This window comes from Amycolatopsis jiangsuensis, assembly GCF_014204865.1.
GTDB classification, from domain to species: Bacteria; Actinomycetota; Actinomycetes; order Mycobacteriales; family Pseudonocardiaceae; genus Amycolatopsis; species Amycolatopsis jiangsuensis.
In genome coordinates this window covers 3,154,741-3,169,336 of sequence record NZ_JACHMG010000001.1, presented here as the reverse complement: position 1 = coordinate 3,169,336, position 14,596 = coordinate 3,154,741, and the positions used below count along the sequence as shown (strand labels likewise).

12 protein-coding genes are annotated in these 14,596 nt (G+C 69.0%); 10 read left to right on the top strand and 2 right to left on the bottom strand.

The window, feature by feature from the left end; genetic code table 11:
- The first annotated feature begins 91 nt into the window (after window positions 1–91).
- The 7 genes from ftsY (at window position 92) to BJY18_RS13935 (ending at window position 5,669) form a co-directional block, all read left to right on the top strand.
- Window positions 92–1,516: a signal recognition particle-docking protein FtsY gene (gene ftsY / locus BJY18_RS13965; RefSeq protein ID WP_184780391.1), complete on the top strand. Its 1,425-nt coding sequence runs from the start codon at window positions 92–94 to the stop codon at window positions 1,514–1,516.
- Between the two features lie 100 nt (window positions 1,517–1,616).
- On the top strand, window positions 1,617–2,210 hold the full coding sequence (locus tag BJY18_RS13960; RefSeq protein WP_184780390.1) for a hypothetical protein: 594 nt from the start codon (window positions 1,617–1,619) through the stop codon (window positions 2,208–2,210).
- Window positions 2,210–3,526 carry a putative T7SS-secreted protein gene (locus BJY18_RS13955; protein ID WP_184780389.1) on the top strand — a complete coding sequence of 439 codons (1,317 nt, stop codon included), beginning with the start codon at window positions 2,210–2,212 and terminating at the stop codon, window positions 3,524–3,526. The genes BJY18_RS13960 and BJY18_RS13955 overlap by 1 nt, the downstream gene beginning before the upstream one ends.
- 73 nt (window positions 3,527–3,599) lie before the next feature.
- Complete coding sequence (locus BJY18_RS13950; RefSeq protein WP_312873839.1) at window positions 3,600–4,070, top strand: hypothetical protein; 471 nt, start codon at window positions 3,600–3,602, stop codon at window positions 4,068–4,070.
- Window positions 4,067–4,555 carry a YbaB/EbfC family nucleoid-associated protein gene (locus BJY18_RS13945; RefSeq protein ID WP_184780387.1) on the top strand — a complete coding sequence of 163 codons (489 nt, stop codon included), beginning with the start codon at window positions 4,067–4,069 and terminating at the stop codon, window positions 4,553–4,555. The genes BJY18_RS13950 and BJY18_RS13945 overlap by 4 nt, the downstream gene beginning before the upstream one ends.
- Window positions 4,552–5,343, top strand: a complete 792-nt coding sequence (locus tag BJY18_RS13940) for a hypothetical protein (protein ID WP_184780386.1) — start codon at window positions 4,552–4,554, stop codon at window positions 5,341–5,343. Before BJY18_RS13945 ends, BJY18_RS13940 begins: the two co-directional genes overlap by 4 nt.
- A gap of 11 nt (window positions 5,344–5,354) precedes the next feature.
- A complete protein-coding gene (locus tag BJY18_RS13935) occupies window positions 5,355–5,669 on the top strand; it encodes a DUF4333 domain-containing protein (RefSeq protein WP_184780385.1) in 315 nt (104 codons plus the stop codon).
- Between the two features lie 15 nt (window positions 5,670–5,684).
- On the opposite strand, the gene BJY18_RS13930 is transcribed toward BJY18_RS13935, so the two are convergent.
- Window positions 5,685–6,452 (bottom strand): IclR family transcriptional regulator, encoded by a 768-nt coding sequence (locus tag BJY18_RS13930; RefSeq protein ID WP_184780384.1) that lies wholly within the window; start codon window positions 6,450–6,452, stop codon window positions 5,685–5,687.
- 108 nt (window positions 6,453–6,560) lie between these two features.
- Here BJY18_RS13930 and aceB point away from each other — a divergent pair, with 108 nt between their 5' ends.
- Window positions 6,561–8,135, top strand: a complete 1,575-nt coding sequence (aceB, locus tag BJY18_RS13925) for a malate synthase A (RefSeq protein WP_184780383.1) — start codon at window positions 6,561–6,563, stop codon at window positions 8,133–8,135.
- Window positions 8,135–9,328: a DUF6986 family protein gene (locus tag BJY18_RS13920; protein WP_184780382.1), complete on the top strand. Its 1,194-nt coding sequence runs from the start codon at window positions 8,135–8,137 to the stop codon at window positions 9,326–9,328. The genes aceB and BJY18_RS13920 overlap by 1 nt, the downstream gene beginning before the upstream one ends.
- A 67-nt stretch (window positions 9,329–9,395) precedes the next feature.
- On the opposite strand, the gene BJY18_RS13915 is transcribed toward BJY18_RS13920, so the two are convergent.
- A complete protein-coding gene (locus tag BJY18_RS13915) occupies window positions 9,396–12,380 on the bottom strand; it encodes a CARDB domain-containing protein (RefSeq protein WP_184780381.1) in 2,985 nt (994 codons plus the stop codon).
- A gap of 281 nt (window positions 12,381–12,661) precedes the next feature.
- Here BJY18_RS13915 and htpG point away from each other — a divergent pair, with 281 nt between their 5' ends.
- Window positions 12,662–14,569, top strand: a complete 1,908-nt coding sequence (gene htpG / locus BJY18_RS13910; protein WP_184780380.1) for a molecular chaperone HtpG — start codon at window positions 12,662–12,664, stop codon at window positions 14,567–14,569.
- Window positions 14,570–14,596: the final 27 nt, after the last annotated feature.

Sequence of the window (14,596 nt, the reverse complement as noted above, 5' to 3'; positions counted from 1 at the left end):
GGAACCCTCTGGGTTATCTCTTGGCGTACCGCCGGGTGTGCCCGGCGTGGGGTGTCCGGGCGGGCCGGGGCGCGGATGACAGGATGGTGGGGTGTCGAGCACCTGGTTCTGGATCGTCATCGCCGCCGTCGTCGTCCTGGTCGCCGTTCTGGTGTCCGGGCTGCTCATCGCGCGCAGGCGGCGGATCAGCATGGCCGAGCGCGCCGAGGTCGAGCAGAAGCCCAAGGGCGGTGGGTACGCCGCGAGCGGCGGCATCACCTTCGCGCCCGGCGGGGAGGCCGCACCCGGGACCGAACCCGCAGCCGAGCCTGCCGCCGAACCGGAAGCCGAGCCGGAAGCGCGTCCGGCTCCGCATCCGGTGGAGGACCGGCCGGAGGTCGACGGGCAGCCCGCGGTGGGTGACGACGCCGCCGTCCCGCGGGATTCCGGTCAGCGTTCGGTGCGCGACGTCACCCTTCCCGAGCCTCCGGAAGAGGCTCCGCAGGCGGTCGTCCCCGGCACCGTGGAGCCGATCGAACCGGTCGAGGAAGATGCGCCGGTCGCGCCCGCCGAGACTCTCGAGCCGGCCGAGCTGGACGAGATCGAGCCCGCGGCCGGCCGGCTGGAGCGGCTGCGCGGACGGCTGTCGAAGTCGCGTTCGATGTTCGGGCAGAGCCTGCTGGGCCTGCTCGGCGGTGGTGACCTCGACGAGGACTCGTGGCAGGACGTCGAGGACACGCTGCTGGTCGCCGATCTCGGCGCGGCTACCACGACACAGATCGTGGAGCGGCTGCGTGACGAGCTGGGCCGCCGCGCGGTCCGCACGTCCGCGGAGGCCCGCGAAGTGCTGCACGAGGTGCTGACCGCTGCGCTGTCCACCGGCGCGGAGCGTTCGGTGCGCGCGCTGCCGCACGAGGTGGACGGGAAGAAGCAGCCCGCCGTGGTGCTCGTCGCCGGTGTGAACGGCACCGGCAAGACGACCACGACGGGCAAGCTCGCCCGCGTTCTCGTGGCGCAGGGCGGCACCGTGGTGCTCGGCGCGGCCGACACGTTCCGCGCCGCGGCCGCCGACCAGCTGCAGACCTGGGCCGAACGCGTGGGTGCGTCGGTGGTGCGCGGCAAGGAAGGCGCGGACCCGGCCGCGGTCGCCTTCGACGCCGTCAAGCAGGGCATCACCGAGGGCGTGGACGCGGTGCTGGTGGACACCGCCGGTCGCCTGCACACGAAGACCGGCCTGATGGACGAGCTGGGCAAGGTCAAGCGGGTGGTGGAGAAGCAGGCCAGGGTGGACGAGGTGCTGCTGGTGCTGGACGCGACCACCGGCCAGAACGGGCTGGCCCAGGCGCGGGTGTTCGCCGAGGTCATCGACGTGACCGGCATCGTGCTGACCAAACTGGACGGCACCGCCAAGGGCGGCATCGTGTTCCAGGTGCAGCGGGAACTCGGGGTACCGGTGAAGCTCGTCGGCCTCGGCGAGGGCCCGGACGATCTGGCCCCCTTCGAACCGGGTGCGTTCGTGGACGCCCTCCTCGGCTGACCCGAACGGGTGATAACAGCCCGAATACCCCTGGCGACCCCCGGTTTCTGCCAGGTTGATCGCTGGTGATCAACAACCGGTGATCGAGGGGTCCGAGGGGATGACTGGTGGTTTCGGCACGGTGCCGGAAGAACTCGCCGATGCGGCGAACAGCATCGGCGACGCGGTGGGCCGGGTCGGTGAAATGCCGTGGCCCGGTCCCAGTGGCGACTACGGCCACGCCGGCGTGCAGCAAGGCTGGCAGACGTATCTCGAGGACGCGGAGTCCGTCGTCGACCGGCTGATCGAGAAGGCCCGGGAACACGGCGACGCACTACGCAGGGCCGCGAGCTGGTACACGCTCGGCGACGAGCAGGCCGGAGACGAGATCGGCACGTTCGGCGCCCGCGCCCTCGACGCGCTGGGGCTGGACGGTGGAGCGAAGATCGGCGCCGGCCTGAGCGGTGTGCCCGGCGGCGGGTTCACCGGCGGTCTCACCCCGTCCCAGCTGGACGAACGCCTCGGCCGCCCGGCGCCGGGCGGCTGGACCGGCGCGGCCACGGGGCGGATCAGCGGGTCGATCGAGGACGATCCGGCGGGGGTGCTGAATCCGCGGCGTTCCCGGGAGCTGTTCCCCGGCGCGGCCGGGGGAGCCGGTGACTCTGCTGATCCCGGTGACTTCGGCGATCCCAGCGGCGAAGGACCGGTGTTCTGATGGCGGCCGAACTGGGGGAGACGACCGACCCCAAGGAACTCGTCCCCGGCGAACCGCAGCTCATCTCGGGGGATCTCAAGCAGCTCGCGGGCACCATCCGGAAGATGGCCGGAATCTCCGACGAGCTGTCCGGGATCGACGCCGAACAATGGACCGGCGCCGCCGCCGACGAGTTCCGCCAGGCGTTCGGAGCGGAGCCGAAGAAGTGGCTGGACGCCATCGGCTCACTCGGCCAGGGCGCCGCGGCGCTCGCGGACTACGGTGACGCGCTGACCAAGAGCCAGTCCGACGCGCAGCGTGCGATCGAGCTGTACACCCAGGGGCAGGCCGCCACCCGGGCGGCCACCGCGCAGTGGAACGCCCGGCTGGTCCAGTCGCTGGCCACCGGAGGCCCGTGGCCGTCGTTCACCGACCCCGGCCAGGCCGCGACCCGCCAAGCGGAACAGATCCTCGCCGCCGCCCGCCGAACCGTCGAGGAAACCGGCGACGAGGTCGCCAAGAAACTCGGCTTCACGAAGGACTCCGACGGCACCTTCACGAAGGACCTGGGAAGTCGGGAATTCTCCAAGGGCAAGAGCTGGAACGCCGAGTGGGGCACCGAGCAGTCCGACGGGATGCTCGTCGACAAGTGGGGCGGTGTGCTCGAGAAGCTCGGCATCGACACGTCCGAGGACACGGTCTCCGCTTCCGCCGACGTCTCCCTGCTCGACGGGTCGTTGGACGGCAAGTTCGGCGACGGCACGTTCGGTGGCAGTGGCAAGATCGAAGGTGCGGTGCTGGGCGCCGGTGCGGGAGCGCACGCGGGCGCGAGCAATCTGGGAGTCAACGCGGGTGCGTACGCGGAGGCCTATCTCGCCAAGGGCAGTGCCGAGGGCGAACTGCACTACGGTGACCATGTCTCGGTGAAAGGCGACGTCTCGGGCGAGATCGGTGCCAAGGCTTCCGCGGAGGGCACGGCCGGCTGGACCGGGGTGCAGGGAAAGGCCGAGGCCTTCGCCGGCGGGAAGATCGAAGGCAACGCGAGCGCCGAAGTCGCCGGTGTCACCGCTGGTGTGCACGGTGAGGCCTGGGCCGGAGTCGGGGCCGAGGCCAGTGGCCAGCTCGGCATGGGCGACGACGGGAAGTTCCACATCGGTGCCTCGCTCGGCGTGGCGGTCGGGATCGGCGGGAAGGTCGGTTTCGACATCGCCATCGATCCGGCGGAAGTCGTCGATACCGTGCAGGACGTGGCCGGAGACGTCGCCGACGTGGCCTCCGACGTGGGCAACGGTATCGCCGACGCGGCCGGTGCGGTGGGCGATTTCCTCGGCTTCTGAGCTCAGTCCGGGCAGATTCGTGTAGACAGCAGATTCGGAGCAGCAAGTGGCAGGCACTCTTCCCGTCCCGATCGTGTTCGAGTTGCCGGACGGATGGCGATCGGTTCCGCCCGGCGAGGTCGGTACTCCCGAGGCGGCGTTTGTCGCGCTCAACCCCGGGGCGGCCCGCGAAGGATTCGTCGCGAACATCACGATCACCGGCGAGGTGCGGGATGACGACGTACCGCTCACGACGGTCGGTGACGAGGCGGTCGACAAACTGCGTGACGCCGGTGCGCAGGGCGTGAAACTCGGGCGGCGCAACGAGGTCGGTTCCGCGGAAAACCCGGGTCTCACCCAGGCCGTGCGGCTGATCGCCGGCGTCAACGGCAAGCAGCTGGAACTGGTCCAGTTCCAGGTCTTCCTGGCGCTGCGCGACCAGCAGGAGCCGGCGCGGCGGGCGGTGCTGCACGTCGTGTTGTCCGCCTTGCTGGCCGATCAGTTCGAACACGTCATCGACGACTTCCAGAAGTTCCTCGCCACGATCGAGCCGGAGCAGGCATGAACGAGACAGCACGACAGCTGCTGGCCCGCATCGAAACGATCGACGCGTCCGCGGCGGACAACCGCCTGCGTGCGGAGGCCTATCAGCGCGTTGCCGGCGAGCTGAAGAACGCGTCCGGCAAGGCCACCTCGCCGGACGGCGTCGTCACCGTGGTCGCTGGTCCGGGCGGGGTCATTTCGTCGGTCATCTTCAGCGAGCGTGCCCGGGAGACGGATCCCTCGGTGCTCTCGGCGGATGTCATGCAGGCGATCAGCGAGGCGCAGTCCACCGTGGCCTGGGCACAGGCCGACGTCGTGCGGCGAGGCCTGGGCGACACCGAGTTGCTCGACCGGGTGCTCGATTCCGACGAGCGGTTGTTCGGTGCTTCCCGCCCGGAGTCCGTGCTGCCGCCGGCGCCGGAGCCGGAGCGCTCGGAACCGGACGTGGTGGATGAGGAGTACTTCGAGGAATTCGATCTGTTCGACGACGACGAGCCCGCGCGGTGAGCACGGCGCTCATCCTGGTCATCGTCATTGGTGGCACGCTCGTGTTCGCCGGTCTGATGACCTGGTTCTTCGTCTGGAACAGTCGCTCTTCCCATCGCGCCGAGGCGCGTGCGCTGAGCCGGCTGTGGCAGGAAGGGCCGCGGCGGGGCTGGCGGTTCGACGTGCGCAACGACGCCTATTGTGACTACTACAACGAGGCCGTCAACGCGCCCGCGGACTACTGGCGCAGCAATCGTACTGTCGTGGACGAAGTTCTCATTCCGCGAGAGCCGTTCTATCGGCCGCCCCGTGCGGTCAAAGCGCGCAACGTCATCACCGGGATGCATCGGGGCCGTCCGTTCCTCGCCGCGGAGTTCTACCGGCGGCACCGGGAGGACAACGGCTGGAAGAGGGAGATATGGGTACGTCTCCCTGGCAGTTTCCCGCCGCTGCGGGTACGGGTGGGCGTGCCGCTCGCGAGCCGGATCAACCAGGCGATCGGGCGTGGTGACGTCGTGGTCGGCGATCAGGAATTCGACGATCGGTTCGAGGTCGCCGCTGCCGACGAGCAGTTCGCCCGTGCGGTGCTGGCCCCGCCGGTGACCCATTTCCTGAAAACCGATCCGCGGAAGTTCAAGGGGTTCACGATCAACGGTCCGTACCTCGACTTCATGGACCCGTTCTACCAGCACAGCAATCCCGAGGAGCGGACGTCCTCGTTCGACCACCGGGATCCCGAACTGCTCATTCCCGCACTGGATCTCCGGTGCGATCTGCTCGATCTGATTCCCCGTTCCGTCTGGGCCTGAGGAGGCTTGCGGTGTTCCGTCGTGTGGTGCTGGCTGCGTGTGCGGCCGGGTTGGTGGTGTCCGGGTGTTCCGCGCATGTCGAGGTCGGCCGGCAGGTGGCGAAGGCCGAACTCGAGAAGGGGATTTCCGACGCGCTGGAGAAGTCGGTCGGGCAGCGGCCGGATTCGATCGTGTGTCCGGGGCCGATCAAGGCGGTGCAGGGCGAGCACATGCGGTGCGAGCTGCTGAGCGGGTCCACGAAGCTCGGCCTCACCGCCACCATCAACTCCGTCGACGGCAGCGACGTGCGGTACGGCGTCCAGGTCGACGACAAGCCGATGTCGTGACACCCCGGGGAGACCTCAGCTGACCGGCAGTTGCTGTGCGAGCCGGTCGGCGATCTTCTGCACCACCGGGGCGATGTGGCCGACCGCCTCGGCGGTGAGCCGTCCGGACGGGCCGGACACCGACACCGCGGCCGGGACCGGGGCTCCGGGGACCGCGACGGCGATGCAGCGTACGCCCAGCTCCTGTTCGGACTCGTCCAGCGCGTAGCCCTGGCCCGCGATCTTCTTCAGCTCGCCGGCCAGCGCGTCCGGGTCGGCGAAGGTGTGCTCGGTGTAGGCGGGCATACCGGTGCGCGAGAGCAGCGCCGCCACGTCGGCGGCGGGCAGCTGCGCCAGCATCGCCTTGCCGACACCGGTGCCGTGCGGCAGCAGCCGGCGGCCCACCTCGGTGAACATCCGCATCGAATGCTTCGACGGCACCTGCGCCACGTACACCACTTCGTCGCGCTCCAGCACCGCCAGGTTCGCCGTCTCGCCGACCTCCTCGACCAGCTCCGCCAGCAGCGGACGCGCCCACGAGCCGAACTGCGTGCTCGCGTTCTCGCCCAGCCGGATCAGCCGGGCGCCCAGCGCGTAGTGCCGGTTGCTGTTCTGCCGGACGTACCCCAAGTCCACGAGCGTCCGGATCAGCCGGTGGATCGTCGGCATCGGCAACCCGGACAGGGTCGCCAGCTCCGACAGACTGGCCTCGCCGCCCGTGTCCGCCAGGTGTTCCAGCAGCTCGAACGCGCGCTGCAGGGACTGCACGCCGCCGCCATCCCGTCCGCTCTTCTCCGCCGCCACCGGTGGTCCTCCTCACAGCCCCGATTGAGCTTCCGCTATGCAGAAACTATAGTCCGTGATGTAAAAACCGTAGGGACGTTATCCAAACCAGTACTCGGGGTGTTTCGCATGTCTGAAGCCCAGGTCCTCGGCGGATCGGTCGAGCGCGGGGACGAGATCCTGACGCCGGAAGCCCTCGCCTTCGTGGCGGGGCTGCACGACGCCTTCGCTGCGCGCCGGGACGAGCTGCTCGTCGCCCGCGGCAAGCGCCGCGAGGAGGCCCGCACCACCGGCCGGCTCGACTTCCTGCCCGAGACGAAGGAAATCCGCGACGGTGACTGGCAGGTCGCCGAGGCGCCCGGCGCGCTGCGTGACCGCCGGACCGAGATCACCGGCCCGACCGACCGCAAGATGACCATCAACGCGCTCAACTCCGGTGCCAAGGTGTGGCTCGCCGACTTCGAGGACGCCAACACGCCGCACTGGGCCAACGTCGTCGGCGGCCAGGTCAACCTGCACGACGCCGTGCGCGGTGGCATCACGCTCGACCAGAACGGCAAGCACTACGAGCTGAAGGACGACGTCGAGCACGCCACGATCGTGGTCCGCCCGCGTGGCTGGCACCTCGACGAGCGCAACCTGAGCTTCGGCGGGCGCAAGGCCGTCGGTGCGCTGGTCGACTTCGGGCTCTACTTCTTCCACAACGTGCGTGCCCTGCTGGCGCACGACAAGGGCCCGTACTTCTACCTGCCGAAGATGGAAAGCCACCTCGAAGCGCGACTGTGGAACGACGTGTTCACCCACGCCGAGAAGGAGCTGGGTATCGAGCACGGCACCGTCCGCGCGACCGTGTTGATCGAGACCATCCCGGCCGCGTTCGAGATGGAAGAGATCCTCTACGAACTGCGTGAGCACGCCTCCGGGCTGAACGCGGGCCGCTGGGACTACCTGTTCAGCGTGATCAAGTACTTCCGCGACGCGGGTGAGAAGTTCGTGCTGCCGGACCGCAACTCGGTCACCATGACCGCGCCGTTCATGCGCGCCTACACCGAGCTGCTGGTGCGCACCTGCCACAAGCGCGGTGCGTTCGCGATCGGCGGGATGGCCGCGTTCATCCCGAGCAAGGACCCGGACACGAACAAGGGTGCCTTCGAGAAGGTGCACGCCGACAAGGCGCGCGAGGCGGGTGACGGCTTCGACGGCTCCTGGGTCGCACACCCCGGCATGGTCGCGCTGTGCAAGGAAGAGTTCGACAAGGTCCTCGGCGACAAGCCGAACCAGCTGGAGCGCACTCGCGACGAGGTGAGCGTGACCGCGGACCAGCTGCTCGACGTCGCGTCGACCCCCGGCAGCGCCACTGCGGCCGGGCTGCGTGCCGCGGTCGACGTCGGCGTCCGCTACATCGCGTCGTGGTTGGGAGGCAACGGCGCGGCGGCCATCCACAACCTGATGGAGGATGCCGCCACGGCCGAGATTTCGCGGTCGCAGGTGTGGCAGTGGGTGAAGAACGGTACCGAGCTCGACAGCGGCGACAAGGTCACCGCGGAGCTGGTTCGCGGCGTCGTCGCGGACGTGCGCGGCGAGCTGTCCTCCGAGGTGCCCGAGGAGCTGCTCAAGCCGGCCGTCGAGCTGTTCGAGCAGGTCGCGCTGGCCGACGAGTTCCCCGACTTCCTGACGCTGCCGGCCTACGAGCACATCCAGTAATGGCGGGACGGCTCACCGAGGAGGTCTACACCGCGGCCGACGCGCGCCTGGCCGAGGCCGACGCGCGCGTCGCGGCGAGCTATCCCGGTGAGCCGCCGGGGCGCCGGCCCGTGCACACGGTGTACGTGCCGGCGTCGCGGTACCGCACGCGCCTGGTCGCTGACTGGGGCAAGCAGGCGATGCGGGTGTTCGTGGAGCACGCGGACCTGCTCGAGCTGGATCCGGCTGTCGCCGAGCGGGTCCGGGAGAAGCTGCTCACCGAGCCGATCGAAGACCTCCGGATCGACTTCGAGGACGGCTACGGCCACCCGGACGACGACGTGGAGGACGCGGCCGCGTTGTCGGCCGGGCGCACTCTCGCGACCACGGGAGGCACGCCGTTCACCGGCATCCGGTTCAAGAGTTTCGAAGCCGCCACGCGCCGTCGCGGGATCCGCACGCTGGACCTGTTCCTGTCCGGCCTGCTGGAGGAAGGGCCGCTGCCGGGCGGCTTCGTGGTGACGCTGCCGAAGGTCACCGCGGTGGAGCAGGTCGAGGCCGCCGCGGAGGTGCTGGCGCGGTTGGAGTCCGCGTACGGGCTGTCCGAGGGCGCGCTGCGGTTCGAGGTGCAGATCGAGACCGCGCAGTCGATTCTGGCGACTGACGGGACGGTGTCGGTGGCGCGGATCATCCAGGCCGCGGACGGCCGGTGTTCCGGACTGCACTACGGCACCTACGACTACAGCGCGGGCCTGGGCATCGGGGCGGCTTACCAGAGCATGGCGCATCCGGCGGCGGACTTCGCGAAGCAGTTCATGCAGGTGGCCGCAGCGGGCACCGGCGTGCGGCTGTCCGACGGTTCGACCAACCGGCTGCCGGTGGGCGACGACTTGGCCGGTGCGTGGGCAGAGCACCTGCGGTTGGTGCGCCGTTCGCTCGAGAACGGCTTCTACCAGGGCTGGGACCTCCATCCGCACCAGCTGCCGACCCGGTTCGCCGCGACGTACGCCTTCTATCGCGAAGGCGCTCCGGCAGCAGCGAAACGATTGCAGGACTACGCGTCGGACACCGCCGGCGGAGTGCTGGACGAGCCGGCTACCGCGGAGGCGTTGGCGCGGTACCTGCTCGGCGGATACCACTGCGGCGCGCTGGCCCAGGCGGAGCTGCCGTTCGAACCCGCCCGGCTGGACGCCTACGCGCGGCGCTTGGCCTGAGTTCAGAAAGGAACCCTGAGGGAATCCGATTCCCTCAGGGTTCCCCGCACGGACTCTTGCCGGTGCGTCAGCGGTCCTCGCGGCGCGCTATCGCCGGGTCCGGCCCGCCGTTGACGACGAACGTCGAGCCCGGTTCGATCACGACGTCGCCCTTGGCCGAGTTCGTGATCGTCACGTCCTTCAGTGTCGCCGAGCCGCGGGCGCCGCCCATGGCGAGAATGCCCGCGCCGTTGTTCGACTTGTCGATCGTGACGTTCGAGATCGTCACGTCCGGCAGGTTCCCGCCGCCGGTCTTGAACTGGATCCCGTCGTAGGTCGAATCGTGGATTTCGGTGTCGCGCAGTGTGACCCCGGGAATGTCGCCGCTCTGCGGGAAGAACGTGATCGCGCCGAACTGCTGCGCCTCGCCCCAGAAGACGCCGCCGCAGCGGTGGAGGGCGTTGTCCGCGATCAGCGTCTGCCCGGAAAACGGCAGCGGATCATGGTCGGTGGCCAGCATGATGCCCGGGTAGTTCATCGTGTCGGACACGATGTTGTGCTCGATCGTGTTCCCGTGCCCGCCGTAGATCGCCAGCCCGTTCGCCCGCCATGGCAGCTGGATCGTGTTGTTGGCGAACCGGTTGTCGTGCGCGACGTCGGTCGCCGGATCCTGCACGTACTTGTTCGCCCACACCGCGAGCGAATCGTCGCCGGTGGTGCGGAACGACGAGTTCACCACCTGCGAATTGCGCGTCCCGTTGGTGAAGTTGATCCCGTCGGCGTAGGTGTCGCGAATGCGCATGCCGCTGAACTCCAGCCCGTCGGCCGGTCCCCACCGGGCCGGGATGTTGCTGTAGTCCCGGCCGACCCACACCCCGACGTTCGAGTGCTCGATCCACACGTTCGAGATCTTCGTGCCGGTGCCGAACCGGCCGTTGAGCCCGATCCCGCCCTCCGCGCCGCCGTCGCCGCCGCGGATCCGCCCGGACCCGAAGATCGCCAGGTCGGAGATCTGCACGTTCTTGTCGATGTCGAATCCGAAGTTGCCCTCGTGCGGATGGTTGATGCCGCCCGCGTCCTGCGGCTGGATCAGCGAGTACAGCTGCGAATGCCACATGCCCGCGCCGCGGATCGTCGCGTTCGAGATGCCCACCTGGTTGTACCCGGTGCGCGTCGGGTCGGGGGTGAGGATCTTCGCCTCCTGCCGCCACTGGCCCGGCGGGATCCAGACGCAGCTGATCTTGCCGTTCTGGTTGTCCGTCACCGCTTTCTGGATCGCGGGCGCGTCGTCGACGTCGTCGCCGGGCACCGCGCCGTACTCGGTGATCGACGTGCAGCCGGCCGGTTTCGGCAGCGCCGGGGCGATCTGTTCCAGGTCGATCAGGTCGACGATGTAGAACGAGGCGGTGTCGTCGCTGTCGCGCTGCAGCGTGAACTTGGTGCCTGGCGGATACGATTTCGACAACAGCGCGTGCGACTCGTCGAACAGCCGTCGCGCGTCACCGCCGGGCCGGTCGGTCAGTCCTTCCGGATCGTCCGTGTTGCCGTAAAGCCAGCTGTGCACCGATGAAAGTGTCAGCTTCTGTGCGAAGGTCCCGTTGACGTACAGGCTGAGCGAGTAGTCCTGCCCGCCGCCCGCGGGTGCGTCCGGCACCGAATTGCGCACCACGATCGAGTTGGTCTGGTTGGTCGAGGTGAACTCCACGTACTGGCCCTGCTCGGTCAGCCGGACCGAGGCGCGGCCGGAGGACTCGGTCGCGAAGTTCGTGTGGCCGAACGTCCGCAGCGGATCGGTGTGCAGCAGCTCTCCCTGGTACTTCGCGTTCTCCGCTTCGTACTCGGTGTAGGGCAGTGCGGCGCCGCGGCCGATCACCATCGACCGGGCGAACCGGTTGTTGGCCTCGTTCGTTTCCTCGACCTGGCCGGTCGCGTCCGCCGTGGCGGCGAGCGTCACGCCGCCGTCGGCCGCGGTCCAGGCCCCCGTCATCGCGACCTGCTCGGTGTCGCCTGCCGCGAGCTCACCGGTCGGACCGTCCACTGTGGTCCCGCCGACGGTCAGCCGGGTCACCGACGCGGGTGCGGCGCTCGTGCCGCGGTTGTGCACCGCGACGGTGAAGGACACCTTCGCGCCCGCCACCGGATTGGCCGGGTCGGAGGAAATGCCCGTGACTTCCAGATCCGGTCCCGGCGCCTGGCCGATCACCAGCTGGTCCGGCGAGGTGTAGGTGTTGTTGGTTTCGTCCTGTTCGGCCACCTTGCCGTCGGGGTCGACGGTCGCGGCGACCGGGTACTCGCCTTGCGGCCGGGTTCCCGCTTTCACCGTCACCGTGGCGGATTCGCCCGCGGCGAGCGCACCGACCGGTGTGCTGCCCGCGACGGTGCCGCCGACACTGATGGTGGCGGTGGTGGCCGCTGCGTCGGCAGTGCCCGCGTTGCGCACTGTCGCGGACACGTCGACCGGGTTGGTCTCGGTCGGGTCCTCCGGGGTCCAGCTCGTTGCGGTGACGACCAGATCGGGGTTCGGCGCCGGAGTGCCGAAGGCCCGCAGTTCGGCGATTTGCGCGCCGGCAGCTCCGGAGTTGGCGGAGAACCGCAGCCGGAGGTCGGCGGCCCGGCCTTCGAGCGGGACGGTCACCGTGTTGTCGTTGCCGGCCGGATCGAACAGGTAGTCCGCACCGGCTTTCAGCGTGCGGAAATCGGTGGCGCCTTGCGCCCGCCCGAGGACTTCGAAGTGCTGCGTGCGCGCGGCCCAGGCCGGGTCCGGGGCGAGCTGCACGACGAGCGAGTCGAGGTCCGCGTCGGTCCCGAGCTTGACGGTGAGATCGGCCGGGTAGCCCGCGGTGGACTCCCAGTAGGTGCCGAGGTCGCCGTCGTTGGCGTGGGCCGCCGGATACGGATCCAGCGCGGTGGACGCTTCGACCGGTTTGCCCGCGGCGAGATCGGTCGGGCCACCCCGGGCCACGGCGTGGCCGGGTGGACTGGCGGCGGCGGTGTCGACCGCGGAGATCCCGAGTACGGAGAGCCCGGCGGCGGCGAGCCCGGCGACGAACCGGGCGAGGCGCATGCGTGTCATGGCGTCTTCTCTTCTTTGAGATCGGCAGGGGACGAGCCAGAGCGGGACGAGCATGCAACGGCACGGCTACGAAAAGCAATATCAAGACATATTTACGCAAATTTACGACGGATACGGGTCAGTAGCGCGTCCGGGCGCGGCAGGCGGACCGGCATCGCCGCGCAAGCCGGCCGGACCGCTGCGGATGGTGGTCCGCGTCCTGCGGCCCGCACCCGCGGCGGCGCGTCTCCCGATAGACTTCCGGCCGGTCTTTTCAGGGCGGGAAAGGAAACGCACAAGTCATGGCTGAGGAAACCGGGCAGGTCGAGACGCTGGAGTTCCAGTCCGAGGCGCGGCAGCTGCTGCAGCTGATGATCCACTCGATCTACTCGAACAAGGACATCTTCCTGCGCGAGCTGGTGTCGAACGCGTCCGACGCGCTGGACAAGCTGCGGCTGGAAACCTACCGCGACAAGGAGCTGCAGGCCGACACCGACGACCTGCACATCGAGATCGCGCTGGACGACGAGGCACGCACGGTCACCGTGCGCGACAACGGCATCGGCATGTCGCGCGACGACGTGGTGAACCTGATCGGCACCATCGCCAAATCGGGCACCGCGGAGTTCCTGCGCAAGCTCAAGGAGTCGAAGGAGGAGTCGAAGGGCACCGTCGGGCAGGACCTGATCGGCCAGTTCGGCGTCGGCTTCTACTCCGGCTTCATGGTCGCGGACAAGGTCACGCTGGTCAGCCGCCGCGCAGGCACCGACGAGGGCGTGCGCTGGGAGTCCTCGGGCGAGGGCACCTACACCATCGAATCGGTGGCCGACGCGCCGCAGGGCACCGCGGTCACGCTGCACCTCAAGCCGGCCGACGACGAGGACCACCTCTACGACTACACGTCGCCGTGGAAGGTCCGCGAGATCGTCAAGCGCTACTCCGACTTCATCACCTGGCCGGTCCGGATGGCCAAGACCGGGGACGGCGAAGAAGGTGCGGCCGGTGAACTCGAGACCGTCAACTCGATGAAGGCGCTGTGGGCGCGTTCGAAGGACGAGGTCTCCGACGAGGAGTACCACGAGTTCTACAAGCACATCAGTCACGACTGGACCGATCCGCTCGAGACCGTGCGGATGCAGGCCGAGGGCACCTTCGAGTACCAGGCGCTGCTGTTCCTGCCGTCGCGGGCGCCGATGGACCTGTTCATGCGGGACGCGAAGCGCGGTGTGCAGCTCTACGTCAAGCGCGTGTTCATCATGGACGACTGCGAAGCGCTGATGCCGAATTACCTGCGTTTCGTGAAGGGTGTCGTCGACGCGCAGGACCTCTCGCTGAACGTTTCGCGTGAAATTCTCCAGCAGGACCGGCAGATTCGGGCGATCCGGCGGCGGCTGGAGAAGAAGGTCCTCACCACGATCAAGACGATGATGACCGAGGACGCGGAGAAGTACGCGACCCTGTGGGGCGAGTTCGGCCGCGCGATCAAGGAGGGCCTGCTCGACGATCCGGAGAACCGGGAGCAGATCCTGGAAATCTCGTCGTTCGCCTCGACGCACCACGCGGAGAAGCCGACCTCGCTGCGGGACTACGTGTCGCGGATGCCCGAGGACCAGGAGCACATCTACTACGCGACCGGCGAATCGCGCGCCGCGATCGAGAACTCGCCGCATCTGGAAGCGTTCCGCGCCAAGGGGTACGAGGTGCTGATCCTCACCGACCCGGTGGACGAGATGTGGGTCGACGGGGTCACCGGATTCGACGGCAAGTCCTTCCAGTCGGTCGCCAAGGGCGAGGTCGACCTCGGTGACGACAAGACCTCCGAGGAGCAGAAGGCGGACTACGCCGACCTGCTGACGTGGATGTCGGCGACGCTGGCGGAGACGGTCAAGGAGGTCCGGCTGTCCTCGCGGCTGACCACCTCGCCGTCGTGTGTGGTGGGTGACTCGGGCGATCTCACGCCGACGCTGGAGAAGATGTACCGCGCGATGGGTCAGGAACTGCCGCAGGTCAAGCGGATCCTGGAACTGAACCCGGAGCACCCGCTGGTGACCGGCCTGCGCAAGGCCTACGGGGAGAACCCGTCCGACGCGACGCTGACCGAGACCGCGGAGCTGCTGCACGGCATGGCGCTGCTGGCCGAGGGCGGCGAGCTGGGCGACCCGAGCCGGTTCCTGAGCCTGGTGGCCGACCGCGCCGCCAAGGCCCTCTGAGGCACGCGCACCGACGAAATCCGTGAA

What these genes read in the sequence shown, in the direction of transcription:
- BJY18_RS13960 (WP_184780390.1), top strand. Translation starts at nt 1,617, where the DNA reads ATGACTGGTGGTTTCGGCACGGTGCCGGAAGAACTCGCCGATGCGGCG.
- BJY18_RS13955 (WP_184780389.1), top strand. Translation starts at nt 2,210, where the DNA reads ATGGCGGCCGAACTGGGGGAGACGACCGACCCCAAGGAACTCGTCCCC.
- BJY18_RS13945 (WP_184780387.1), top strand. Translation starts at nt 4,067, where the DNA reads ATGAACGAGACAGCACGACAGCTGCTGGCCCGCATCGAAACGATCGAC.
- aceB (WP_184780383.1), top strand. Translation starts at nt 6,561, where the DNA reads ATGTCTGAAGCCCAGGTCCTCGGCGGATCGGTCGAGCGCGGGGACGAG.
- BJY18_RS13920 (WP_184780382.1), top strand. Translation starts at nt 8,135, where the DNA reads ATGGCGGGACGGCTCACCGAGGAGGTCTACACCGCGGCCGACGCGCGC.
- BJY18_RS13915 (WP_184780381.1), bottom strand. Translation starts at nt 12,380, where the DNA reads ATGACACGCATGCGCCTCGCCCGGTTCGTCGCCGGGCTCGCCGCCGCC.
- htpG (WP_184780380.1), top strand. Translation starts at nt 12,662, where the DNA reads ATGGCTGAGGAAACCGGGCAGGTCGAGACGCTGGAGTTCCAGTCCGAG.